This is a genomic window from Okeania sp. KiyG1, from assembly GCF_014132355.1.
Lineage (GTDB): Bacteria > Cyanobacteriota > Cyanobacteriia > Cyanobacteriales > Microcoleaceae > Okeania.
Genome location: NZ_BLZO01000079.1, coordinates 1 through 14,283, shown reverse-complemented (window position 1 = coordinate 14,283; position 14,283 = coordinate 1). Strand labels below are relative to the sequence as shown.

The following is a 14,283-nucleotide window of genomic DNA, read 5'->3' as shown; positions in this document are numbered from 1 at the left end:
ACAATATAATTATCGTTTGGCTCAAAGGTTAAACTGGTTTGAAGCAACGCGCACACCAATAAATGTCTGTCCTCTAAATGTTTCAGTAGTAGGGACGTTGCATAAGGGCGTCCCTACAACGAATTTCTCATGCATATCCCCGAATTTAGAACACAAACACGGCATGGCAGAAAGAAAGACAGTGATGGCAATCCAGTAACGAAAAAAGGTGATAAGCATCCTAATATCATAAATGGTTATGTAGTTTGGGAAACAGTACAGTTAGCAGACCTAGCACAAACTCAAAAGCAATTTCGGGAATACAAATCCATACACTCCCAGGTTTTACAGGATGTTGTTCAGCGTGTACAAACTACTATGGATAACTTGTGCCTTACCTGACAAAAACGGTAAAACCAGTGGGAGGCCGAAATTAAAAGGAAAGCATTACTATAATTCATTCTGTCACCCTCAGTTATCAAATACCATACCCGTCAAAAATGCCAACAGTCGTTTTTGTATAAATTTACCAAAGATTGGTTTAGTCCCCTTTGTTGACAATCGCCCAATACCAGTAGGATTCAAGGTTAAGACAGGTACAGTAATCTATGAAATTGTACTAGACTATCAAAAAAACTAATTAAAGCATAATCTGCTGATGAACCACGAACAGACATTATCAATAAGTGACCAACTGCCACTTGTAACTTCTCCAGATATTCTGAAAAAAGCTGTTATATATAAGCTTGATAGCCATATTTCAGGACGTGGTGAGTTGGCATTTCCATGTCTGCCTGGTATGCTTGAGCATTATACAAATATTGTAGAAAGCTTGTTTTCTCACCTGGGTAGACCAATGCCCAAGGAAAGACAACTACAATTGCGTCAAATGATGGAAAGGAAGTTGGCAGAGGGGTTTAATGTTTCTTCAACTTCAATATTAGTTATTCAGTATGAATTAGTGAAGCCTCCCAAAAAAGGTATGGCTTGCCAAGTAACTGTTCGTAGCCCAACTTTAGGGGAACAGTACGAGTCTTGGGTAGAGAAGAGAAAGCCTCCCTTGTTTGGTTCTCACCCTGATGCTAGAGTATTAGCAACTGTGGCAGAATTTCGTAAAAATACTTCATTAAAAATATTAGATGTGGGTGGGGGAACGGGTAGGAATGCTTTACCTCTGGCACGAAAAGGTCATGATGTAGATGTTTTAGAGTTAACGCCTGCTTTTATTGAACAGTTGCAAACGGCGATCGCTACAGAAAATTTATCTATGAATGTGGTTAAGGGAGATATTCTTGACCCACTGACACGAATGCAGCCAGCTTTTTATCAGTTGGCGATCGCTACAGAAGTAGTTTCTCATTTTCGCGATGTAGAGCAACTACGGTTATTTCTGGCAAAAATGTCTGATTTTATTTGTCCTGGTGGTATGCTTCTGTTCAATATATTTTTAACTGTAGATGGGTATGTACCGGATGATTTAGTCCGAGAGATGGCACAGTTATCTTGGTCCAGTTTGTTCACTGCTAAGGAATTTGCAACGGCGATGCATGGTTTACCCTTGGCGATCGTTTCTAATGAGTTAGTTATAGAATATGAACGTCAACATCTGCCTCAAACAGCTTGGCCTCCTACAAGTTGGTTTGAAAGTTGGGCTACTGGTAAAGATATATTTCCTCTAGCTAATGGTAGACCACCTGTAGAGTTAAGGTGGATATTATGTAGGCGGATGTAGTCATTTCAGTTAACAGTTAACAGTTATCAGTTAGCCTCCTCCGGAGGAGCTACGCTAACAGTACCTTCTGTAATAAGGAGGCTTGAAAATACGGAATCTTCTTTTTCTCTTGGTCTGATGGATATGGCTCCCAGACCTCGCCATCTCTCGACCGCTTTATATCCCTTTAAAAAGGGAGACTTTATACCACAATTTTTCGGTAAGCGAAACTGTATAAATACTCACTACCAAAATCAATAGGACTTCATGTGACATACTCCCACACTAACCATTCGGTATAGTTTAAGCTCTCTCGCTTCGCAGTCCTGCTATTGCATAGGACAAGCGCGTGCTTTAAGGACGGGATACCCCGCTGCCCTTTTTGCAGATCGAAAAACTACACGCCTAGCTTCGCAATCAGATTTTACGCTTACCGCCGATTAATCTCACACCAAATTTAAAATTTCGCGCGCAGGCTTCTCGACGGTTTAGCTAAAAAAGTATTTCAGGGTATCAAAAAAAATAGCCTCCTCTCCTTGAGGAAGCTTAAACTAATTACAACACACAAACCAATAAAATAATCATTAACAAATAAGTTAATACTTATATTTATTTATCTATACATTAGCAGTTATTTCGGTCTTTTTGTGTAAAGATACGGTTAAGATACTGAAAAGTTTTATGAAGATTTTGTAAAGACACAGCATATCTAGGGTTTGCTGAAAAAGTCTTTTGGTAAGGGGAGGACTTAGAAGTCAGAAGTCAGAAGTTAGAAGTCAGAAGTTAGAAGTTAGAAGTCATATCAAATCCGGTTAAACAGTTATAGAATGGTTAAGTCAGGAGGAGTCAACCCACCCCTCGCCCCTCCCCCTCCCAACCCACCCCTCGCCCCTCCCCTCCCAACCCACTCCTAACCCCTCCCAGGAGGGAGGGGAAGTCAGGAGGAGAGAGAATTACAAAGATTTAGCAGTTATCACGATTGAAGAATTTTTTTATGTCCAATTAAACGGATTTGATATCAGGAGAAATGGGAATTATAGACGAGGTAGGAAGAAAAATCGTCCCTATTCCCTCTCTTGGTCAGCATTTCCTCTCTTGGTCGGCGTTTCCATGGCGAGTGGACCAGCTCTTGACAGAGCCGCTCTGCTTTATATGTTGCGGAGCAAAACGCCGGGATATAACCCCTTGCGTCTGTCGCCAACGCTGGGTTGCACCCCTATTCCCTGACTTCTGCAAAAAGTCTAATGAATTGCGCTGTAATTGCTATATATTTAAAATTGCAATCTGCAACAGATGAACCTATGTTTCAACAAACAGTCTGGATAGCAAGGCACGGAAACCGCATCGACTTCGTAAACCCCGAATGGTTTAATACTGCTGAAAGACCATATGATCCTCATCTGTCGGATGATGGTGTGATTCAAGCCAAACAACTGGCAAACCGTTTAGTTGGGGAAAATATCACTCAAATTTTTTCCTCCCCCTTTCTGCGAACTGTACAAACTGCCAATGAAGTAGCAGAAATTCTTGATTTACCGATTAAATTAGATTGGGGCCTTTGTGAATGGTTAAATCCAGAATGGATGCCTGCTATGCCAGAGTGCGACTCGTTGGCTACTAAGCTAGGAAACTAGATATAAATGGCCTTCCGTGACTAATCCTAAAGGAGGTAAAATATTCAGTCATTGGAAAACTCTTATTACCTTGATGGTGAAATTCCATCCGCCTTGTTGTTGGGTTGACAGCATAGGCCACGGGTAGAGACTGAACATCAATCTCCGAAGCTGGTCTAAAAGCGGGAAAATACCAGTTACCGAGGAACGATACCGCGAGCAAAGGCTGATAAGTGGACGAATAGGAAGGTAATTAAACTCTCGTTAAGCAGAACCGCTCCAAAGGTAGCTATGGAGTGTAGGACGAAAGTCAGGGGGTCAATGGATAATCCTATTTTGGCGAGATTATCAACAATCATACCGAACCCTCCGGGAGATTTTACCCCACTAAATCAGCCGTAATAAAGGAATAAGGGAACGAGGAAACCTCCCTAAGACACCTAAGAATATAGGTCGAGAACTTAGGAAGCCATTCAAGGTCAATCTGCACAACGGTTGTAGGTCAAAGGGAGAGTAGGATTGGATAAGAAGCATTAATTTGCAGACGTATCCACTGTTAGACGTAATGTAAGGCAATGAATAGTAATGAACAAAGCTCAGACACTAAAAAGAAGATTAGGAAATCCTAAGCCATTTCTTGAGTGCGTCTTACATTCTGAGGAGACCTCAGAATTACGCACTCGCTTTTTAAGCGTAGCACGGGATACAGAGGACATACCTTCACAAATTTCAATCAATCCTAACCTTAAATGGAGGGATATTGACTGGAAGAAGGTAGAGAAATCTGTGTTCCGATTACAAAAATTGATTTACAAAGCATCCATGAGTGGCGAACTCCGCAAGATGCGCAGATACCAAAAACTTCTTTTGAAAAGCTATTATGCTAGGTTGCTAGCTGTTAGGCGCGTGACACAGGATAACCAGGGAAGAAAACTGCCGGGGTAGATGGTATTAAAAACCTACCTCCAATGCAGCGACTAAACTTGGTGAACCTACTCGCATCACGACACCTCAAAGCAAGCCCGACCCGCAGAGTCTATATACCAAAACCAGGGAGGGATGAAAAGAGACCTCTTGGAATTCCAACAATGTACGACCGTGCGTTACAAGCCTTGGTTAAGTTAGGTATGGAACCAGAGTGGGAGGCACGTTTTGAACCTAATAGCTATGGTCTTTTCCGGTGGTCAACACATGATGCCATTGAGGCCATCTACAAAAGCATCAAGCAAAAACCAAAATATGTACTAGATGCCGATATATCAAAGTGTTTTGACCGAATTAACCATGATGCACTTCTAGGAAAGATAGGTCAATCTCCCTACAGACGGTTAATCAAACAATGGTTAAAGTCTGGAGTGATTGACAATAATCAATTCCTAGAATCTGTGGAAGGTACACCACAGGGAGGGGTAATATCGCCCTTACTAGCAAACATCGCCCTACACGGTATGGAAGAAAGGCTAATGGAATTTGCCAAAACCCTAGATATCCGAAACGATAATGGGGAAAAGTACAAAAAAAGACAAAAGAAAGAGTCCTTAACTTTAATACGCTATGCTGATGACTTTGTTATCCTACACGAAGACATCAAAGTAGTGCTACAAGCAAAAGCCGTAATACAGGAATGGTTAAACCAGGTAGGATTAGAACTAAAACCAGAGAAAACCAAAATTGCCCACACCTTGGAAGAATATGAAGGAAATAAACCCGGATTTGACTTCTTAGGATTCACAATCAGGCAATGGAAGGCCAAGTCAACCAAACAAGGATTTAAAACGCTGATTAAACCATCCTCTAAGAGTATAAAAACTCATTATCGGAAACTTGCGGATATATGTGATAAGAACAAAACCGCTCCTACTAAAGCTTTAATAGCTAAATTAAATCCGGTAATTAGAGGATGGGCTAACTACTTCTCAACCGTAGTCAGTAAAGAGATATTCAGTAAAATAGATAATCTCCTATGGATAAGACTATGGAGATGGGTAAGTAGAAGGCATCCAAATAAGTCGGCTAAATGGGTTAAAGATAAGTATTTCCCTCGCTGCAAAGGAACCATAAATTGGTTACTTAATGACGGCGAATATATACTAAACCGACACTCAGATGTTCCTATTATAAGGCACATCAAAGTTAAAGGTAATAAATCCCCTTATGACGGCGACTGGACTTATTGGAGTAATAGAATCGGTAAATACCCAGGCGTAAGGAAAGAAGTCACAACGCTGTTAAAACGGCAAAAGAATAAATGCGCATCTTGTGGACTAACCTTTAGACCAACTGACCTAATTGAAGTTGACCATATAAAACCAAGGTCTAAAGGTGGTGACAACACATATAAGAATAAACAACTGTTGCACCGACATTGCCACGACAGTAAAACTGCATCATACAAAAAGACATATCCAAAATTTAAGCCACAGGACTTACCTGAAAATTATATATGGATTGACGATATGTTAACTCTGATGCAGGATGTACCCATGACAAGGGACGTTTAAGAGAGGAGCCGTGATGAGGTGAAAGTCTCACGTCCGGTTCTGAAGACGAGTCGGTTTGGTAACAAACTGGCTTAGTTTAACAACTCTATCTCTAGAAGTAATGGCCAAAACTTACAACAGAATCGATCTTTCTTACAATGCAGGTACTCCCCAATATCCTGAAACTTGGGAAGCTTGTATGAAGCGTGCTGGAGAAACTACTCAAAATCTAGTGGCACAGTTTCCCACAGAAAATATTTTATTACTGGGGCACGGAGCTTCAGTTATTGGCACTGCTGCAGGGTTAGTAGGTGAAATTGCTAAGATGGAAATTAAAGCCTCTCTTTGTTGTTTAGTTAAAATTGTTCGTGAAAAACAACAATGGGTGATGGAATTAAGTGGCGATACTTCTCACCTGGATAATATGGAAACCAATATCAGGTTTGTTTAACCTTGTAGGTGAGTTTTGAGGAAAGCCTTCAACAATTAATAATTAATAATTAATAATTAATAATTACAGGACTTAGGCAAATTCACCTTGAAAATGCCATCTGTAGGGGCGAATGGCATTGACTAACGTCAAGCTCCGCTAACGCCCTCCCTTGACCGCTTTTTCTCCATGAATGGAGAGGCTTTAAATCTTAATTTTTCAGTAAAAAGCGTTAAAATACAATTTTTATAGGAGCTTGATAACTATTCTACCAGGATTTTTTTGCCTGTGAATAGTTATCAAAATTACTGATGAAAATGTATTTTTTTGACACTATTTGATTTTATGGCAGGACACAGTAAATGGGCGAATATTAAACGCCAAAAAGCTAGAGTTGATGCTGTTAAAGGCAAGGTTTTCGCTAAAATTTCTCGCCAGATCATTGTTGCTGCTCGTAGTGGGGCCGATCCGGCAGGTAATTTTCAGTTGCGTACAGCGATAGATAAGGCAAAGGTGGCAGGTATTCCTAATGATAATATTGAGCGGGCGATCGCTAAAGGTTCTGGTCAGTTCAATGATGGTAATGAACTGGAGGAGATTCGTTATGAAGGTTATGGGCCAGGTGGTGTAGCGATTCTGATTGAGGGACTTACAGATAATCGTAACCGTACAGCAGCAGACCTCAGAAGTGCGTTTACTAAAAATGGGGGTAATCTAGGTGAGACTGGTTGCGTCAGTTGGATGTTTGACCACAAGGGTGTGGTGGTTATTACAGGGTCTGTTGATGAGGATGAGTTATTGGAAGCATCTGTTGAAGGGGAAGCGGAATATTATGAAATGATTTCTGAAGAAGATTTTCAAGGTGCAGAGGTATTTACTGAAACTACTAATTTGGAAAATCTTAGTCAGATGCTACGAGGTAAAGGCTTTGATGTGAGTGAGGTAGAGTTTCGGTGGATTGCTAGTAATACTGTTGAGGTGACAGATCCAGACCAGGCGCGATCGCTCCTGAAGTTAATGGATGCTCTTGACGACCTTGATGATGTGCAGAATGTGACAGCTAATTTTGATATAGCAAATGAACTTATTTCTGCTGCTTTAGTTTAGATGATTTTTTCCCAAAATTATCTGGGAACGATCGAACTATGATTAATATCATGTTCGGTTGAATACTTACATTTTGGAGTAAGAAAGGAAAGAAAATAAGAGAGAAAGTTTTTTTATAACTGATTATCCAGACGTGATATAAAAGTTTAAATTTTTATGGGAGGTAAGATGGTTTCTCAACTAGAATCTGAAAAACAATCAACTATTATTTATCCAGAAAGTGATGGTCAACCCATGGCAGATAATACTAAACAATTTCGTTGGATAACAGTTATTCATGGTAATTTAAGTTGGTTATTTGCCAATGATGAAATGGTGTTTGTGGCAGGAGATTTACTTTGGTATCCGGTAGAAGGAAATCCAAAAATTACTCAAGCTCCTGATGTGATGGTAATTTTTGGAGTACCGAAGGGAGATAGAGGTTCTTATAAACAATGGGAAGAAAATAATATTGCACCCCAGGTAGTATTTGAGATATTGTCTCCTAGCAATACTCAAAAAGAAATGAGTAAAAAGTTGTTGTTTTATAACCGTCACGGAGTAGAAGAATACTATATTTATGACCCCGATAAAAATCAATTAAGTGGTTTTTTGCGTTCTGGGGAAGATTTAGATGTCATAGACTCAATGGATAATTGGGAAAGTCCGAGGTTGGGTATTCGCTTTGATATGTCTGGGGAAGAATTACAACTTTATCTTCCGAATGGGGAGATTTTTCAAGGTATAGAACAAATCAAGGAGCAGTTACAGCAGAAAGATGAGCAGTTACAGCAGAAAGATGAGCAGTTACAGCAGAAAGATGAACAGTTACAGCAGAAAGATGAACAGTTAGAACTTTTAGTTGCAAAGTTACGGGAAATGGGTATAGAACCAGATGAATTAAAATAGAATTCGAGGGAGGAAATTAAAGATTAAGCTACTATTTTTATTTCCTTCTCCTCTTTGATGAATTGGCGATCGCTCATTGAGGAATTGCTATAGAATTAGCGTTCTAATTAGGGCTTGCTGATTAAATCTCAAAGCACAGACAGATATTGATTTCAGCCTTTTTTTGCCTTTAAAAAGTGCGCCTGTTTCGGTCTAAAGAGCTGCATAAAGCTAGTATTTTGGGATGATTATGGCAGAAAAATCTTGGGACAAATATACCCGACTACCTCCTCTATAATTTCCATTTATCCTGTCCTTCCCCTCCTGGGAGGGGTTAGGGGTGGGTTGTCTCCTGTCTCCTGTCTCCCCTCCTCCCCTCCCCTCCTGGGAGGGGTTAGGGTGGGTTGGGAGGGGAGGGGCGAGGGGTGGATTGTCTCCTACCCCTACCACTCATACTTTCCATACGCAAACCCTAATTAAAAGCAGAAATTATCATGGAAGTAACAATGGTTTCTCAACTAGAATCTGAAAAACAATCAACTATTATTTATCCAGAAAGTGATGGTCAACCCATGGCAGATAATACAAAACAATTTCGTTGGATAACTATTATTCACGGTAATTTAGATTGGTTATTTGCTGATGATGAAATGGTATTTGTGGCAGGAGATTTACTCTGGTATCCACAACAAGGAAATCCGAAAATTACTCAAGCTCCTGATGTGATGGTAATTTTTGGAGTACCGAAGGGAGATAGAGGTTCTTATAAACAATGGGAGGAAAATAATATTGCACCACAGGTAGTATTTGAAATTTTATCTCCTAGCAATACTCAAAAAGAAATGAATAAAAAGTTGTTATTTTATAACCGCCACGGAGTCGAAGAATACTATATTTATGACCCCGATAAAAATGAATTAAGTGGTTTTTCGTGCTTAGAGGGAAATCTAGATATAATAGAGTCGATGGATGATTGGGTAAGTCCGAGGTTGGGTATTCGCTTTGATATGTCTGGGGAAGAGTTAAAACTTTATCGTCCCAATGGTGAAGTTTTCTCTAGTTATGGAGAAATTGCCCAGCAGCTACAACAAAAAGATGAACAGTTACAACAGAAAGATGAGCAGTTACAACAGAAAGAAACAGCTTTAGAGTCAGAAAAAAAACGTTCACAACTTTTAGCTGAAAAATTACGGGAAATGGGTATCGACCCAGATGAATTAAAATAACAATAAAGGAGGAAATTAAGCTTAAAAATTTATCTATAATCTATATTAAAGCTACTATTTCCTCCTGCTATTTTACAGCGCTTTTGCTGATTGATAAACCACATTCGTCATAGCCAAAACCCTGTAAGGGCGTTTTGCTACCGCATAACTCCGTTAACGCTCCGCGACATGTAAAGCGGCAGCTCTACGGAGCGCAAATGCCATTTGCTTCGCATAACTATCGTTAACGCCCCTACTGTGGTCTACTGAAATGAAAAACGCTGTAAAATTTTTAATGCCAAAGACAATAATATATAACATTCAGAAAAATAGTTAATACAGATATTGCTTACTTCACTCAAAAATCATCAGTAATCATCATATTTTCCAATTCTTCTAATGCCTGAAAACTTCCTACTAGCCAAGCACGTTCAACAATGTTAGGAACAATCTGAGTAATAGGTATTTCGGGAAAAATAGCACTAATATTAGATAGGAAATATTTGCCATTTCTCAACAAATAAATAGTCAGTTTTCCGTTATCATAAATCCATAGTTCCGGTACTGCAATATCTTCATAAGCATCAATAGTTGTCTTCGATGTCAGATCTATTTCAATAGCTAAATCTGGAGGTGGGTCGTCTGACTGTAGTCGGCGAATACCGATTATTTTTTGATAATTTTGAATATAAAAGCTAGCATCAGGTTCAACTCCTGCTGCACCTTCCTTTTTAAAAGTAGTTGATGCGAAAGATTGATACTTTTGACCTGTTTTTTCAATAAAATTTTGATAACATCAGAAATTAAATCCTTAGAAATTTCATGTTCTGGTAGAGGAACCATAATTTTTAAAGTGTTGTTGCTATAAGCGATTTTAGCAGCACGTTTTTCTCCCAATTCTTGCAAAATTAATTCAAATTCTTGCCAGTTGATATTAGGAATAGTCATAACACTTCCAGCAGCAAGTTGTATTTGACTAATAGGTTTGACAACAGGAGTGTTAGCAGTCATAAACCGAGTGAGGGAATTGATGAATTTATTCCGATTAATTATATCAAATTTAATAATGCACAAGTTATATCATGTCTGGCTGTAGGGAGTAAATGGCCATTTTCTCTTACTTCTGGCGCGTAATACTATCATTTTTCAATTCCATCAATACCATATCTGCTAAATCTCCGTTAGGCATTGGCCATGATTTGTACATAATTTCTCTGACTACAAAACCGAGATTTTTAAACATATTAATTGACCTGTTATTTGATAACAAAATTACGCCTCCAATTGTTTGAATATTTAATTCCTGGAATGCATAAATAATTAGTCGTTTGAATGCTAGGGGTCCGTATCCTTTATTTCTATATTTTTCATCCAGAATTGCTATACCAATTTCAGCAGTTAACAAATCCATGTTTAAGCCTTTTAATACTACATATCCAATGGGAAAATTTTATGGCTCTAGGCAAATTCCAAATGGTATAGGCCGACTTTTGCGAGAATAGGGGAAAGCGTAACTTGAAATTGCCTCTATAAATTCTTCCGTATCATGAGGATTAAAGAATGTATTCCAACCAAGTAAATCTATTAAACTTTCGTCTTGAGCAAGCTTGATTAAGTACTTGATATGACTATTTGCCATAAAAGCTAAAAAAAACTTCGATCCTGTTGCTTTATGTTCTTGCTCTAATAATATTTTTTTCCATAATAGTATTTATACCGTTCTTAGAAACCTATGATAATCTATATAAATCTATGATTATCTGTTCTATTCCTGCTTCATTCTGGCAACGTCGGCGTTATCCAGTCCACAAGCTGTCACGGTCGAACTGACCGCCATAGCTAAATTTAACGCTGCATTCAAGTCTCTATCACAGCTAAAATTGCAGCATTCGCAATTAAAAATACGCTCTGATAACAACAAAGACTCTTTGACTGTTCCACACCTACTACAGGTTTTAGAACTGGGAAACCATCTATCAACGATGATTAACTCAGAACCATATAACTCACACTTGTATTCTAACTGTCTACGAAACTCGTAAAAACCCATGGACCCAACAGCCTTAGCCAACTTATGATTTGACATCATTCCTGATACATTTAAGTCTTCTATTACTATTTGACTGTGGTTTTTAGCCAAATAGGTCGTTAGTTTATTTATGTCATCTTTCCTGATATCAGCCACCTTTTTGTGTAGTCTGGCTATTTTTACCTGTGCTTTTTTCCAGTTCTTGGAAAACTTGGTTTTATGCCTGTTTAGGTATTGCAGTCGTGATAGTTTAGATTCTAACTTTTTTTTCGATTTAGAGCCATCAAATACTTCCCCTGTTGACAATGTTGCCAAAGTTTTAATTCCTAAGTCTACGCCAACTACATCTACTGATTTCTCACTAATTTGGGGTGTCCTTTCCATTTTGAAACTAATAAACCATCTATCAGCTTTCCTGCTAATAGTTACAGATTTAGGATTTACATTATCTGGCAAAATTTCATAAGTTTTAATCCATCCAATTCGAGGTAGTTTTATCTGATTAAAACCTACTGATATTGAACCATCTAAAGTAAAACTATCGTCTCTACCTTTTTTCTTAAATTTAGGTTGAGCTGACACTTTACTAAAGCAACGCCTCCAAGCCTCTGATAAATATCTCAAAGCATATTGAGGCGCACATTTAGATACTTCATAATACCAATAGTTATTAGGTTTAACCATTGCTACCAAAAGTTTATGCAGGTCGATAGATGTGGGAAATTTTAGTTTACTACCAGGATTATTAGAATTGTGATTAAGGATGTTCCTAGTTAACCATAGTCCCCAATTATAAGCATGACGGGCGACACCAGCGTGTTTAGCCAGTAATGTTTTTTGCACTTTTGTGGGGTGTAGTTCAGTATGATATCCAAGTAACATAAAACAGATAATCCCAGATTTTTATAGATAATACCAGATCTTAGCCAACAGTTACAAGCCCCTTACCTGAACTTTTATAATAAGCGATATTTTGGGTGCTAATTTCAACTTTTTGTGGTATAAGTTCCATTTTAGCTCGAAAAGTTATAGTACAAATTTATTTGTACATTTTGCCCTAGTTGATATAGCGCTATGCATTAAGGTTAGGACATGAATAGAAACTGAAGCCCTTTTGTATTCCCCTATTGCCTGTTGCCTGTTGCCTTGCGCGTAGCGCTATATCAGTCGCGGTCTATAAAATTTATGTCAGGAGAAAAGTAGAAAGTCTCGTTTCAGAGTGAGGCGATCGCTACCGGACAAAATCCCAAAAAAACAGTGGGACAGACTATTGCCTACCCCACTATACTAAATTAATTTAGCGATGAATTTAGTATCTTCTTTGATTAGGCTTGTGTACGATGAAGCTCAATACTTGACACTGCTTCACGTTATCAAAACCCATCACGCGGATAAAACAATCAGGATTTTCAGAGCGGCAAGCATCAATTTCCATCAAAACTTCTTCAACTGTTTTGGCATGGAATAGAGGTAACTTCCACAAAGTCCAGTAGTGCATTTCTGGTGCAGAAGACTCGCTGAATTCTACACCAGCGATGAAACCTTGCTCTAGAATATACCCAAGTTGTTTACGAGTTTGCATATCTGTCAGAGGAGGCAAATAGGAAAGGGTTTCGTAACGACGCTCTTTTGGTAATGTTCTCATGTTTTTTTACTGTTTAATACAATGTGCAAGGGAGCCAAATTTTGAATCAATCAAGATTTTATATCTCAGCCCCCCGGTCTCTCCGTGGAGGAATTTTTAACAAGCTATCAGCTATCAGCTATCAGCTATCAGCTAAAATCGGCGGGTTCGGCGTCCCCCACTATATTTATTTGAAAAATTAGTGGTGTACGTTGATGGGGGTTTGTAGACGCGGAGCGGCTCTCTTGAGTATCCCCCATTTTATGCCTTGAGAGCTGACCGCTGACCCCTGAGGTGCTGACTGCTATTTTAACCGCAAATTTTCGTGGCTAATCTGTTTGTTGCTCTGGATCTAAACTAGGGTCTGCTATTTCTAGTTGCGTTATCTTCTCGAGATACCGACGGCGATGTTCCATATTATCTTTCTGAATACCACTGCGAACCATCTCTGGTAAATACTCAGTCACTTCCTCTGCTAAATGCTCTCGAACGGTCATCACTCTAAATGCTAATTCTTTATTTTCCTGGAGTAACTCTTGTAGATAAGCTTCTCCATCTTGAATTTTGCCTGTTGAGGAAAAACCACTTAACCAAATTGCTAAGGGAGGGTTTGTCTCTCGTAACTGAGCAGTTACATTCCGCACAGCTTGATAGGTCAGGTAGCTCGTCAGTACCTTTGCAGTATCTTTCGCAACTTTTTTAATATCCATTTTTGACCCCAGCCTGAATATTGTTGTTAGAATTTAGATTTTAGATAAAGGATTGATTAACTAGCAATCAGCGTGGATAGTCCACTTGACATCCTCCCGACGTTGTGCATGGCGCGACAACGCGGGATTCCTAAACCTCGCGACTCAGGACTTTCTGCTTCCTAGCACCTGCCTCCGAGGCCAAACCTCTTTCTGGTCTTACGGTCGCTCCACAGACTGACACTGCTAGTCCAGCAGCCAAATTTTAAGAATAAAAAGCTGAATGCTGAACGCTGAAAGCTGAACGCTTTTTAAATCCTTAGCAGACAAGTTTGACATATCTATTTCAGAATTGCCATCTAAAATCTAAAATCCCACATCTCAAAGACAGACTTAGAGGGTATCCATTGCCTCGAACTCGAACTTGATTTCTTTCCATAGTTCGCAAGCAACGGCCAAATCAGGAGACCACTTAGCAGCTTCACGGATAACATCGCCACCTTCTTTGAAGAGGTTACGACCTTCGTTACGAGCTTGGATACAAGCTTC

At 39.2% G+C, this 14,283-nt stretch carries 12 protein-coding genes and 3 pseudogenes; 8 read left to right on the top strand and 7 right to left on the bottom strand.

What is annotated here, in order from left to right; genetic code table 11:
• The first annotated feature begins 129 nt into the window (after positions 1-129).
• The 8 genes and pseudogenes from SAGCYANO_RS16740 to SAGCYANO_RS16705 all read left to right on the top strand — a co-directional run bounded on the left by SAGCYANO_RS16740 (position 130) and on the right by SAGCYANO_RS16705 (position 9,413).
• Entirely contained in the window at positions 130-381 is a 252-nt protein-coding gene (locus tag SAGCYANO_RS16740; RefSeq protein WP_202221113.1) for a hypothetical protein, read from the top strand.
• 256 nt (positions 382-637) lie between these two features.
• Positions 638-1,711: a bifunctional 2-polyprenyl-6-hydroxyphenol methylase/3-demethylubiquinol 3-O-methyltransferase UbiG gene (locus SAGCYANO_RS16735; protein ID WP_202221112.1), complete on the top strand. Its 1,074-nt coding sequence runs from the start codon at positions 638-640 to the stop codon at positions 1,709-1,711.
• Positions 1,712-2,991: 1,280 nt separating this feature from the next.
• Positions 2,992-3,303 (top strand): annotated as a pseudogene (locus SAGCYANO_RS16730) (histidine phosphatase family protein); the annotation flags it as partial.
• A gap of 585 nt (positions 3,304-3,888) precedes the next feature.
• A pseudogene (gene ltrA / locus SAGCYANO_RS16725) lies at positions 3,889-5,879 on the top strand (group II intron reverse transcriptase/maturase).
• A complete protein-coding gene (locus tag SAGCYANO_RS16720; protein ID WP_237396245.1) occupies positions 5,860-6,234 on the top strand; it encodes a histidine phosphatase family protein in 375 nt (124 codons plus the stop codon). Before ltrA ends, SAGCYANO_RS16720 begins: the two are co-directional and overlap by 20 nt.
• A gap of 324 nt (positions 6,235-6,558) precedes the next feature.
• Positions 6,559-7,320 (top strand): YebC/PmpR family DNA-binding transcriptional regulator, encoded by a 762-nt coding sequence (locus tag SAGCYANO_RS16715; RefSeq protein WP_202221159.1) that lies wholly within the window; start codon positions 6,559-6,561, stop codon positions 7,318-7,320.
• 168 nt (positions 7,321-7,488) lie between these two features.
• On the top strand, positions 7,489-8,208 hold the full coding sequence (locus SAGCYANO_RS16710) for a Uma2 family endonuclease (protein WP_202221111.1): 720 nt from the start codon (positions 7,489-7,491) through the stop codon (positions 8,206-8,208).
• Between the two features lie 485 nt (positions 8,209-8,693).
• On the top strand, positions 8,694-9,413 hold the full coding sequence (locus tag SAGCYANO_RS16705; RefSeq protein WP_202221158.1) for a Uma2 family endonuclease: 720 nt from the start codon (positions 8,694-8,696) through the stop codon (positions 9,411-9,413).
• A 337-nt stretch (positions 9,414-9,750) separates the two neighbouring features.
• Here SAGCYANO_RS16705 and SAGCYANO_RS50405 read toward each other — a convergent pair whose 3' ends face one another.
• From SAGCYANO_RS50405 to rbcL, 7 genes and pseudogenes are all read right to left on the bottom strand, one after another.
• On the bottom strand, positions 9,751-10,173 hold the full coding sequence (locus SAGCYANO_RS50405; RefSeq protein WP_375339955.1) for a Uma2 family endonuclease: 423 nt from the start codon (positions 10,171-10,173) through the stop codon (positions 9,751-9,753).
• A complete protein-coding gene (locus tag SAGCYANO_RS49290) occupies positions 10,059-10,403 on the bottom strand; it encodes a hypothetical protein (RefSeq protein WP_307785908.1) in 345 nt (114 codons plus the stop codon). Before SAGCYANO_RS49290 ends, SAGCYANO_RS50405 begins: the two co-directional genes overlap by 115 nt.
• Before the next feature lie 106 nt (positions 10,404-10,509).
• The gene (locus tag SAGCYANO_RS16695) at positions 10,510-10,833 is read right to left on the bottom strand and encodes a GNAT family N-acetyltransferase (protein ID WP_255502583.1); all 324 of its coding nucleotides are present in this window, start codon (positions 10,831-10,833) and stop codon (positions 10,510-10,512) included.
• Positions 10,834-11,157: 324 nt separating this feature from the next.
• Positions 11,158-12,303, bottom strand: coding sequence for an RNA-guided endonuclease TnpB family protein (locus tag SAGCYANO_RS16690; protein ID WP_202221109.1), 1,146 nt, complete (start codon positions 12,301-12,303; stop codon positions 11,158-11,160).
• Positions 12,304-12,730: 427 nt separating this feature from the next.
• Positions 12,731-13,066 carry a ribulose bisphosphate carboxylase small subunit gene (locus SAGCYANO_RS16685; RefSeq protein ID WP_202221108.1) on the bottom strand — a complete coding sequence of 112 codons (336 nt, stop codon included), beginning with the start codon at positions 13,064-13,066 and terminating at the stop codon, positions 12,731-12,733.
• A gap of 308 nt (positions 13,067-13,374) precedes the next feature.
• On the bottom strand, positions 13,375-13,755 hold the full coding sequence (locus SAGCYANO_RS16680) for a chaperonin family protein RbcX (RefSeq protein ID WP_202221107.1): 381 nt from the start codon (positions 13,753-13,755) through the stop codon (positions 13,375-13,377).
• A gap of 372 nt (positions 13,756-14,127) precedes the next feature.
• A pseudogene (gene rbcL / locus SAGCYANO_RS16675) lies at positions 14,128-14,283 on the bottom strand (ribulose-1,5-bisphosphate carboxylase/oxygenase large subunit); the annotation flags it as partial.